The following is a 9,056-nucleotide window of genomic DNA, read 5'->3' on the forward strand; positions in this document are numbered from 1 at the left end:
AATATCCGTGCAGTCATTCCCTCTGCGCCGGCAGGCACGACTGCACCAAACTTAATCTATGTGCGGATCACGAGCGAAGTAGTTAAGAACCCATCTTCTGAGGTCGATCATCTCCCTGCGATCATCCCCGCCACGAATTGACTTATAGTCAAGCATAGCGCGTTCTCCTTTTGCTTTATTGAACGCGTTCCAAACGGCTCCGTTCCGAACAGGGCCGTTTGGCTGCTAGCGCTTCAGGATTCGGGTGAAGCGGGCGAGGAGGAAAAGGATCGTCGGCCAGAACATCGTGTTCCAGACGTCCTTCCAGTTCGCATTCCATTTCGGCCGGCCGCCATGCGCGAAGGTGTCGACCACGTCCCAGATCTCGCCCGCCAGCGCGACGAGGAGAACGGCCGCGATCGGCTGCCAGTCCCGCAGCGACTTCCGAAACGCGATCACCACGAGGAGCATCACGCCGAGGCCGACATAGATGTGAAGCGCATCCTTGCCGAGCTGCGTCGCCTCCATGACCACGACCTTGGCGCTTTGCAGCGGGCTCATAAGGCCGCCTTGAACGGCGTGAAGTCCGTTTCCCTGTCATAGACGTCGATGCCCTCGCGGCGCTTCAGCCAGCCGACCACCGCATAGGTGACGGGCGTCAGCAGCGCCTCCCAGCCGACCTTCAGCGCGAACTGGGTGAGGAGCACGACGAGCAAGGTCTCATTGTCCCAGACGCCGTAGAAAGCGAGCGGGTAGAAGATGAGGCTGTCGATGCCTTGGCCGACGAAGGTGGAGCCGATGGTGCGGGTCCAGAGATGCCGCCCCTCCGTCCAGAGCTTCATCTTGGCAAGGACGTAGCTGTTGGCGAACTCGCCGGCCCAGAAGGCGACGATCGACGCGAGCACAATCCGCGGCACCTGCCCGAACACCGCTTCATAGGCTTCCTGCCCCTGCCATGTCGCGGCGGGCGGCAGCGCGACCACCACCCAGGACATGAAGGCCATGAACAAAAGGGCCGCAAAGCCCGCCCAGATGCACCGCCGCGCGCGGGCATAGCCGTAAACCTCGGTCAGGATGTCGCCGATCACATAGGACACGGGAAAGAAGAGGATGCCGGCGCCGAACGGCCATTCGCCGATCAGCGGCAGGTTCACCGTCGCGACCTTCCCCGCCCCAAGCACGTTCGAAAGCAGCAGGATGGTGACGAACGCCGCCATCACATAATCGAAATAGCGGAAGCGCGCGCCATGCAGCGCCGCCCCCTCGACCGCCTTGATCTCGCCCCCGCTCATTGGCCGACAGTAGCGAGGTTCCGCTTCCCGTCAAAGCAGGCTAGAGGGAAGCGGCGCGCGCCCGTAGCTCAGTTGGATAGAGCACGAGCCTTCTAAGCTTGGGGCCGCAGGTTCGAATCCTGCCGGGCGCGCCAAACCTCAGTCGAGCCGCCACATGATGCTGGGCGAGAAGGGCGTCCAGATGCCGGTGCGGACGCCTGCGGCGCGGAGGGCTTCGCCGGTCCATTCATTGCAGGTGCGGCCGGCATTGTAGCTGCCCTGGGCCTCGTAGAAGATGTCGGCGGGGCCGTAGCCGCGGCCTAGCAGCGGCACGGGCTTTCCAGACGCATCGAGGACGAAGCTGCCCCGGATATGGGCTGCGAGGCGCCGATATTCCTCCGGCCGCAGCGTCAGCGTCGTCTGATATTCGTTTGGCCTTGGCTGATGCTCATGCTCGACATGCATCAGCGCGGGGCCGCGTCCGAAGGCTGCCGCAAGCGCGGTGGAGAGGCTGAGGTCGGCCCAGGTCGGCGTGTTGAGATAGAAGTCGCGGTTGCCGAAGCCGAAGGCGACATGGCTGCCGCGGCCGTAGCGCGGGTCCCTGATGTGGCGCGGATCGGCCAATGGCCGCCAATCGACGCCCTCGGCCACTTTCGGCAGCATCAGCCAGGTATGGACGCCGTTGGTCCGCACCAGGATGGTGACGCCTTCCTCCGGCTCCCGCCAGTCGGAATTGGCTGGGATCAGCGATCCGGCGACGCCCGCGGCCAGATAGAAGAGCGGCAGGCCGATCAGCAGCCCGAGCGCCTTCAGCGCTCTCGCGGTCCGCAGCCGCTTTTTGTTGACTGAAGTCATTCAATAGTGACCCTACTCTGCGCGAACGAGGAGATCACACAGTCTGCTCGCTTGGAGCCTAGCCGCTACTCAGATCCTTATCCAAAAGGACGAAAAATTGCCCGCCCAACTATGTTGTTGAATGTATTGGCAGCGAGAGCATTCCCTAACCAGCTGTCAGGCGGTCCTTCAGATAGTAGCGCTCGACCTCGCCTAGGTTCTCGTCCAACTCGTAGACCATCGGCTGGCCGGTCGGGATTTCGAGGCCGGTGATCTCGTCATCGGGGATGTTGGAGAGGTGCTTCACCAGCGCCCGCAATGAATTGCCGTGGGCGGAGATGAGCACGCGCTCGCCCTGCCGCAGCGCGGGAGCGATCCGCTCCTCCCAATAAGGAAGCACCCGTGCGATCGTATCCTTCAGGCTTTCAGTGTTCGGGATCGCAATGCCCGCATAGCGCCGGTCATTGGTGAGGTCGAACTCGCTTCCGGCCTCCTGCGCGGGGGGCGGAATGTCGAAGCTGCGGCGCCAGATATGAACCTGCTCCTCACCGTGGCGGGCGGCCGTCTCCGCCTTGTTGAGGCCGGTGAGGCCGCCATAGTGACGCTCGTTCAGGCGCCAATGCTTTTCGACCGGCAGCCACAGCCGCCCCATATGCTCAAGGGCGATGTTGAGCGTCTTGATCGCGCGGGTCTGAAGCGAAGTGAAGCAGAGGTCGAAGTCCAGGTCGCGTGCCGCCATCAGCTCGCCCGCCGCCCGCGCTTCCTCGGCGCCTTTCTCAGTAATGTCGACGTCCCACCAGCCAGTGAAGCGGTTCTCGAGGTTCCAGTGCGATTGGCCGTGACGGATCAGAACGAGGCGCGGCATCAGCGCTTCGGCTTTTCGAGGTCGGGAAGGATCGCCCAAAGCGCATCCATGCATGAGCGGCCGAGCGCGCGGCTGCGGTCCGGCGACCAGCCTTCTACCGGATCGGGAAGGTCGTCATTGTCCTTGAACGGCATTTCCAGCGTCATCGAAACGGCGCCGTAGCGCTCGGCGAGCTGCGCCGTGGACATGGACAGATTGGCCTTGCCGGGAGCAGGAATCTCATAGCCCTTCTCCGTCTGGAAATCGGGAGAGATAGCGACCAGTGCATTCGAAAAGGCGTCGAACAAAGCGCCCTGCTCCTTCGTCCACGACGGAATGCCTTCGAAGCCCGCAAGGAAGTTCGCGGCGATAGCCTCGTCGCCATGCACGTCCATCGCAAAGTCGACGCCGGTTTTGTCCATCTCGTTGCGGACGTAGAGCACTTCGGGGCTCCTCTCCGCCGTCGGCTCGTGCCATTCGCGGTTGAGGTTGACGCCGACCGCGTTTGTGCGGAGGTGCCCGCGCTTTGAGCCGTCGGGGTTCATGTTGGGCACGACGTGGAAGGTCGCTCGTTCGCGGAGACGCCGGGAAACGGGATCGGAGTCATCGAGCAGCTTTTCGAGCGCGCCTTCCATCCACCATTCGGCCATCGTCTCGCCTGGATGCTGGCGGGCGTAGAGCCAGACCTGCAGCTTGCCGGTGCCGAACTTCAGATAATCCATCTCCTGCCCGTCGAGCGTCTGCCCGAGCGAGCGATACTCGACGGCCGGATGCTGCACGGCATCGGCAATGAGGTCGTGGTGCCGCTCCATCGTATAGGGCGCGAAATAGGCGAACCAGACGCTGTCGGCGGAGGGCGTGACGCGGGTGGTGAGAACGCCGCCCTTGTAGCTGCTCTCTGCGCGCTGCCATTCCTCCCGGTCGTGGGACATGCAGATATTGTAACCGTCCCAACCATGCGGATAGGCCGAGCCCGCACAATTCAGGATGCGAAGCTCCACTTCGCGGCCGGCGGCGCCGGTCAGGCGGAAATAGAACCATTGGTAGAAGTCGGACATGTGGTCCTTGACGATCTCAAGGTCAACGCGGTCGCCTTCGATGGCGACCAGGCGAATGTTGCCGCCATCGAAGGCGCTCGAAACGGATAGGGTCATGGCGCGCTGATAGTGCGGCCCGACTCTCCAGGGAAGTCACTAAACAAAGCCTGCGCAAGCCTTTCCACCGCCGCGCGCGGCGTAGCAGCGTCGGTGCCGGCACGGGCAGCGGTCTGGGCGCGGCCCTCCCAGAAGACGCTCTGGTCTGAGCGGCGACGGATCGAGACCTCGAGCTGGGTGGCGACTTCGCTTCCGGCGGCCGCGGAGCGAGGACTGGCGATGGTGCTGCGTCCCTGTGAAAGCGCGAGGCGGCTGCCCTGTTCGACGTCGATGAGAGCGATCTGTTCGGACTGCTGCGCATTCGGCACGACGGTCCAGCCAAGGCGCCGAAGCTGGCTCTCGACCGAATAGCGGTAGAAGGGAAACTCCACATTATTCCGATCCGCCGCATCGGCCGCGTCAACAGCGATGGTAGAGCGCGCGACCGGCTGGCCGAGATGGAAGCGCGTGGCCTCGACCGCGCCTTGCCGACTGCCGCCGCCGATGGTGGAGCAGGCGGCGACTGATGCCGCGAGCAGAAGTACAGAGCCGCGCAGAAGAGAAGCTTTCATCCCGAACCTCGTGCCAAGATCGTGTGAGCAGTGTAACGACCGTCGCCGCATTTCGCTGCATCTAAGTAGAAGGCAGAGACGTGCCGCAATGCTTGACTTTGACGGCTTCCCTCCATAGGGGAGCGCCTTCTTTTCCAGCAATTAGATTTGAAAGACAGGCGTTACGGCCATGAAGATCCGCAACTCATTGAAGTCCCTCAAGGCGCGTCACCGGGACTGCCGCGTGATCCGTCGTCGGGGCCGCACCTACGTCATTAACAAGACGAATCGCCGTTTTAAGGCGCGCCAGGGCTAAGCCCGCGCGCCGAAGCTCAGCTTCGCTACATCAGATAACGACACAGCACCGTTTTCGGCGCTGTGTCGTTGTGCCTGAACGCATCTGGCGAAGCCTGCCGCTTCTTCCTAGAAGGCGCCGCGATGCAGCTCAATAACCAGGAAATCGAACGGCTCGCGCGAGAAGGCGTCGCCGCTCTTCAGCAGGGTCGCCCCGCCGAGGCACGCAGCCGTTTCGAGAGCGTGACGGCCACCGGCAGGGCGGGGGTTCAGATCTGGCTTCTGCTGGCGACGGCATGCCGTGCCCAGCAAGATACGGCGGCAGAGGAAGCCGCGGTCGATCAGGCGCTGAAGATCGAACCGCAACTGGTGCGGGGGCTCGTGATGAAGGGTGACTGCCGCGCGAAGCTGGGCGACGATCGGAACGCCGTGTTTCTCTACAAAAAGGCGCTCCGCCTCGCTTCGGATCAGACCTTGCCGCAGGATCTCGTTGCCGAACTCCGTCGGGCGGAAACCGCCGCGGCGCAGATAGACGCCCGCTTTGCCAGTGATCTAGATGCTTCCTTGGCGGCTGAAGGCCTGCCTGCCGAACGTCGCAGCGCCCGTTTTCAGCATTCGCTCGACATCATGGCTGGCAGAAAGCAGGTCTACCTTCAGGAGCCGACCGGCTATTATTTCCCGGAACTGCCGCAGGTCCAATATTTCGATACAACGCTGTTTGATTGGGTGCCTGCCGTCGAGGCGGCTACCGATGCCATTCGGCAGGAGTTGGTGGCGGTAATGGAACCGGGTCTCGACGGCTTTCGGCCCTATATTCAGTCCGATCCCAATCAGCCGCGTTATCACCCGCTGCTCGACAAGCGCGACTGGAGCGCACTGTTCTTCTGTGAGAATGGAGTGCTGTCGGACGAGGTGATCGCGCGCTGCCCGAAGACGTGGGAAGCCGTGCAAGCTGCGCCTCTGGCCTGGGTGGGCGGCTGGGATCCCACGGTCATGTTTTCGCTTTTGCGGCCGGGCACGCGGATCCCCGCCCATACCGGCACCCATAACACACGGCTCGTCTGCCACCTTCCCCTGATCGTTCCGCCGAATTGCGGTTTCCGGGTGGGCAATGACGTGCGGCAGTGGGAGGAAGGGAAGCTGCTCATCTTCGACGACACGATCGAGCATGAGGCCTGGAACGACAGCTCCGAAGACCGGGTGGTGCTGATCTTCAACATCTGGAGGCCCGAGCTCAGCGAGCGGGAGAGGCGTGAACTAACCGCCCTTTTCTCGGTTGCCGGTATGGGTCAGGGCACAAACCGATGAGCACAAGCGTCCGCGGCGTCGTCTTCGACGTCGGCAACGTTCTTTACGGCTGGGACCCCGACAGCTTTCTTGTCCGGCAGGTTGCGGACGATGCCGAGCGCCTACGCTTCATCGAGGATGTGGGGCTTTGGGAATGGCATGACAGCCTCGACGGTGGTCGGCCCTTTCATGAGGCGGAGGCGGAGCTTTCCGGCAAATTTCCAGAATATGCGCATCTGATTTCCGCCTGGGGCAATCGGTTCGGCGAAACCATCTCCGATCCGGTGCCGGGGGTGCATGCGATTGTCGAGGAGCTGGACGCGAAGGGCGTGCCGCTCTTCGCCATTACCAATTTTTCCGCCGACTTCTGGAAGCCGTTTTACGAGCGGGAGAAGGCGTTCTTCGGACGCTTTCGCGATATCGTCGTGTCGGGCGAGGAGAAGCTGCTGAAGCCGGACCCCGCCATCTACTATCTCGCGCTCCGCCGCTTCGGCCTGAAGGCGGAAGAGGTGCTGTTCATCGACGACCGCGAGATCAATGTCGAAGGTGCGCGGGCGGTGGGGATGCAGGCGCATCTATTCACCACTGCCGAGGATTTGCGCCTGCGTCTGGAGGCGGAAGGGCTGCTCTGAACCTTTAGGCGGAATAAGCTTTGTCGTTTCGATGCGGCAAAGATGGCCTGAAAAGCTCTGGATCGTGCGGCACGGCCAAAGCGCCGGCAATGTGGCGCGCGAGGCGGCGCATGCGGCCGGGCACAGCATGATCGACATCCCGATCCGCGACGTGGACGTGCCGCTGAGCGATCTCGGCCAACGCCAAGCCCAGGCGCTCGGTCACTGGTTCGCGGCCTTGCCGGACGAGGAAAAGCCGGAGATCCTCATCTCCTCGCCTTATGTGCGGGCGCGACAGACGGCTCAGGCGATCTGCGTGGTGGGGGGCGTGGCGGAGAGGCGGCCGCCGATCCTCGACGAGCGGCTCCGCGAGCGGGAATTCGGCATCTTCGACCGCCTCACCACCAAAGGAATTCACGAGAAGTATCCGGAAATTGCGGAGCATCGCGCGCTCCTCGGCAAATTTTATCACCGGGCACCCGGCGGCGAGAGCTGGGCGGACGTAATCCTGCGCCTTCGCGGCGCGCTCGACACGATCAGCCTCCATCATGCCGATCGCCGCGTGCTGATCGTCTGCCACCAGGTCGTGGTGCTCTGCCTCCGCTACATCCTCGAGGAGATGGACGAGGCGCAGGTGCTCGCCATCGACAAGGAGGCAGATGTGCTGAATTGCGGCGTCTGCGAATATGAATTCCAGCCGGACGATGCGAAGCTCTGCGTGCCGAAGCTCGTCCGCTACAATTTCGCCGCGCCGCTCCTCGCCGAGCATGCGCCGATCACCGCCGAACCCGACGAGATCACAGGCGCACGATGAAGGAACCCCGCGCAGTCGACGCCGACCTGCTGAAACGTTTCCCGCTGCCTCGTCATCCTGACGATGCGGGGAAGGAGGATCGCGGGCGCCTGCTGGTGGTGGCCGGGAGCCGCGAATTGCCGGGCGCGGCTCTGCTTGCGGGAACGGCTGGTCTTCGCGCCGGATGCGGCAAACTTCAGATCGCGACTGCTGCCAGCATTGCAGTGCAGCTCGGCATTGCGGTTCCTGAGGCGCGGGTGATCCCGCACCGTGAGACGGAAGAAGGCTGCATCGATGAGAGCGAGATCGCACCTTTGCTCAAATGGGCAAAAGGTGCGCAGGCGATGCTGCTCGGCTGCGGGCTTCAGCAGGGCGCGCCGCTCGAAAAGCTGCTCGACGCGCTGCTAGCGAGCGGCATCGATATCCCGCTCGTGCTCGATGCCGCGGTGCTGAGCAAGCTTGCCCACCGCGCCGAACCGCTGAAGGCGTGGCAAGGCGGCGCGGTCATCCTGCCGCATGCCGGCGAGATGGCGAGCCTGCTTGGCCGTGAGCGGGAGGAAGTGGAGGCTGAGCCGCTTGCCGCAGCCCGCAATGCCTCCGAGCGGCTGGGCGTCACCGCCGTCATTAAGGGCGAATATAGCTTCATCGTCTCGCCGGACGGTGAAGCCTTCCGCTATCGCGGCGGCGGCGTCGGCCTTGCCACCTCAGGTTCGGGCGATGTGCTGGCCGGCATCGTCGGCGGCCTCTGCGCACGCGGCGCCGATCCGCTGACCGCGGCTTTGTGGGGTGTGCATCTGCACGGCGAAGCGGGACGAAAACTCTCCGCCAGCGTCGGCCGCGTCGGCTTTCTCGCCAGAGAGCTTGTCGATCTTGTTCCAAGGATCATGGGCGGCGGCGCCTAACTTTGGCGCCCGCCGCCCGTTCAGCCTTACCGCGCCCGCTGAGCCTGCGGCGTCGATTGGTAGGTTGAAGGCCGCTTCTGCGCTACCATCGGGAAGGTCTCGCCGCCGTGATAGGTCACGGTTCCGCACATATAGTCGCCCTTCGCCGAAAGCTTGCCGTCGAACAGGACGTCACCTTCGGTGGAAGCGACGACCATGTGGACATGGTTGCCCGTCAGAGTGAGCTCTCGCAGGACAACGGGCGCGGTCCTCGACGGCGCTAGCGATCCGCCATAGTCTGCGCCTACGAAGCCGATCGACATGAGTCCAAAGCTGGGCAGTCCCCGGGGAACCATCAGGAAATCCCAATGGCCGTGAAGGTTCGGGGCTTCGCCGCCCGCCGCAGCGGCTCCTGCGTCGCAGGTCACGGTAATCGGCATCGCAGGCTGCGCACAAACTGCCGCAGGGGCAGCGCAGGCGGCAAGCAGGGCAAGCGTCATCAAACGTATCATCTTCATTCTCCATGTTCGGATGGGAGGCGCTGGTCGCCCGGTGCCGCCGCCATTCGCCGGGCTCCG

General features: G+C 63.5%; 12 protein-coding genes and 1 tRNA gene. 6 read left to right on the forward strand and 7 right to left on the reverse strand.

Annotated features, from left to right (window positions below; translation table 11 throughout):
- Positions 1-225 precede the first annotated feature (225 nt).
- Together VGD10_RS11485 and VGD10_RS11490 are read right to left on the reverse strand one after the other, a co-directional pair.
- Positions 226-540 (reverse strand): hypothetical protein, encoded by a 315-nt coding sequence (locus tag VGD10_RS11485; RefSeq protein ID WP_331040959.1) that lies wholly within the window; start codon positions 538-540, stop codon positions 226-228.
- Positions 537-1,271: a queuosine precursor transporter gene (locus VGD10_RS11490; protein WP_331040960.1), complete on the reverse strand. Its 735-nt coding sequence runs from the start codon at positions 1,269-1,271 to the stop codon at positions 537-539. The genes VGD10_RS11485 and VGD10_RS11490 overlap by 4 nt, the downstream gene beginning before the upstream one ends.
- A gap of 57 nt (positions 1,272-1,328) precedes the next feature.
- On the opposite strand from VGD10_RS11490, the gene VGD10_RS11495 reads away from it, so the two are divergent.
- A tRNA-Arg gene (locus tag VGD10_RS11495) sits at positions 1,329-1,405 on the forward strand.
- A gap of 4 nt (positions 1,406-1,409) precedes the next feature.
- Here the strand turns inward: VGD10_RS11495 and VGD10_RS11500 are convergent.
- From VGD10_RS11500 to VGD10_RS11515, 4 genes are all read right to left on the reverse strand, one after another.
- The gene (locus VGD10_RS11500) at positions 1,410-2,105 is read right to left on the reverse strand and encodes a TIGR02117 family protein (RefSeq protein WP_331040961.1); all 696 of its coding nucleotides are present in this window, start codon (positions 2,103-2,105) and stop codon (positions 1,410-1,412) included.
- Between the two features lie 145 nt (positions 2,106-2,250).
- On the reverse strand, positions 2,251-2,949 hold the full coding sequence (gene gpmA / locus VGD10_RS11505; RefSeq protein WP_331040962.1) for a 2,3-diphosphoglycerate-dependent phosphoglycerate mutase: 699 nt from the start codon (positions 2,947-2,949) through the stop codon (positions 2,251-2,253).
- Positions 2,949-4,082, reverse strand: coding sequence for a M14 family metallopeptidase (locus VGD10_RS11510; RefSeq protein WP_331040963.1), 1,134 nt, complete (start codon positions 4,080-4,082; stop codon positions 2,949-2,951). Before VGD10_RS11510 ends, gpmA begins: the two co-directional genes overlap by 1 nt.
- Positions 4,079-4,633 carry a DUF4136 domain-containing protein gene (locus tag VGD10_RS11515; protein ID WP_331040964.1) on the reverse strand — a complete coding sequence of 185 codons (555 nt, stop codon included), beginning with the start codon at positions 4,631-4,633 and terminating at the stop codon, positions 4,079-4,081. Before VGD10_RS11515 ends, VGD10_RS11510 begins: the two co-directional genes overlap by 4 nt.
- 169 nt (positions 4,634-4,802) lie before the next feature.
- Between VGD10_RS11515 and ykgO the strand changes: the two genes are divergently transcribed.
- The 5 genes from ykgO (at position 4,803) to VGD10_RS11540 (ending at position 8,499) form a co-directional block, all read left to right on the forward strand.
- A complete protein-coding gene (gene ykgO, locus VGD10_RS11520) occupies positions 4,803-4,928 on the forward strand; it encodes a type B 50S ribosomal protein L36 (protein ID WP_118857849.1) in 126 nt (41 codons plus the stop codon).
- Between the two features lie 122 nt (positions 4,929-5,050).
- The gene (locus VGD10_RS11525; RefSeq protein WP_331040965.1) at positions 5,051-6,214 is read left to right on the forward strand and encodes an aspartyl/asparaginyl beta-hydroxylase domain-containing protein; all 1,164 of its coding nucleotides are present in this window, start codon (positions 5,051-5,053) and stop codon (positions 6,212-6,214) included.
- The gene (locus tag VGD10_RS11530) at positions 6,211-6,825 is read left to right on the forward strand and encodes an HAD family phosphatase (protein ID WP_331040966.1); all 615 of its coding nucleotides are present in this window, start codon (positions 6,211-6,213) and stop codon (positions 6,823-6,825) included. The genes VGD10_RS11525 and VGD10_RS11530 overlap by 4 nt, the downstream gene beginning before the upstream one ends.
- Positions 6,826-6,856: 31 nt before the next feature.
- The gene (locus tag VGD10_RS11535) at positions 6,857-7,618 is read left to right on the forward strand and encodes a histidine phosphatase family protein (RefSeq protein WP_331040967.1); all 762 of its coding nucleotides are present in this window, start codon (positions 6,857-6,859) and stop codon (positions 7,616-7,618) included.
- A complete protein-coding gene (locus VGD10_RS11540; protein WP_331040968.1) occupies positions 7,615-8,499 on the forward strand; it encodes an NAD(P)H-hydrate dehydratase in 885 nt (294 codons plus the stop codon). The genes VGD10_RS11535 and VGD10_RS11540 overlap by 4 nt, the downstream gene beginning before the upstream one ends.
- Positions 8,500-8,525: 26 nt before the next feature.
- On the opposite strand, the gene VGD10_RS11545 is transcribed toward VGD10_RS11540, so the two are convergent.
- Complete coding sequence (locus VGD10_RS11545; RefSeq protein WP_331040969.1) at positions 8,526-8,990, reverse strand: hypothetical protein; 465 nt, start codon at positions 8,988-8,990, stop codon at positions 8,526-8,528.
- Positions 8,991-9,056 lie beyond the last annotated feature (66 nt).

This window comes from Allosphingosinicella sp., assembly GCF_036402135.1.
Classification (GTDB): Bacteria; Pseudomonadota; Alphaproteobacteria; order Sphingomonadales; family Sphingomonadaceae; genus Allosphingosinicella.

Bases quoted from the DNA above. Each gene is read 5' to 3' on its own strand.
- VGD10_RS11485 (WP_331040959.1), bottom strand. From the start codon at position 540: ATGAGCCCGCTGCAAAGCGCCAAGGTCGTGGTCATGGAGGCGACGCAG.
- VGD10_RS11500 (WP_331040961.1), bottom strand. From the start codon at position 2,105: ATGACTTCAGTCAACAAAAAGCGGCTGCGGACCGCGAGAGCGCTGAAG.
- VGD10_RS11515 (WP_331040964.1), bottom strand. From the start codon at position 4,633: ATGAAAGCTTCTCTTCTGCGCGGCTCTGTACTTCTGCTCGCGGCATCA.
- VGD10_RS11510 (WP_331040963.1), bottom strand. From the start codon at position 4,082: ATGACCCTATCCGTTTCGAGCGCCTTCGATGGCGGCAACATTCGCCTG.
- VGD10_RS11535 (WP_331040967.1), top strand. From the start codon at position 6,857: ATGCGGCAAAGATGGCCTGAAAAGCTCTGGATCGTGCGGCACGGCCAA.
- gpmA (WP_331040962.1), bottom strand. From the start codon at position 2,949: ATGCCGCGCCTCGTTCTGATCCGTCACGGCCAATCGCACTGGAACCTC.
- VGD10_RS11545 (WP_331040969.1), bottom strand. From the start codon at position 8,990: ATGATACGTTTGATGACGCTTGCCCTGCTTGCCGCCTGCGCTGCCCCT.
- VGD10_RS11540 (WP_331040968.1), top strand. From the start codon at position 7,615: ATGAAGGAACCCCGCGCAGTCGACGCCGACCTGCTGAAACGTTTCCCG.
- VGD10_RS11530 (WP_331040966.1), top strand. From the start codon at position 6,211: ATGAGCACAAGCGTCCGCGGCGTCGTCTTCGACGTCGGCAACGTTCTT.
- VGD10_RS11525 (WP_331040965.1), top strand. From the start codon at position 5,051: ATGCAGCTCAATAACCAGGAAATCGAACGGCTCGCGCGAGAAGGCGTC.
- ykgO (WP_118857849.1), top strand. From the start codon at position 4,803: ATGAAGATCCGCAACTCATTGAAGTCCCTCAAGGCGCGTCACCGGGAC.
- VGD10_RS11490 (WP_331040960.1), bottom strand. From the start codon at position 1,271: ATGAGCGGGGGCGAGATCAAGGCGGTCGAGGGGGCGGCGCTGCATGGC.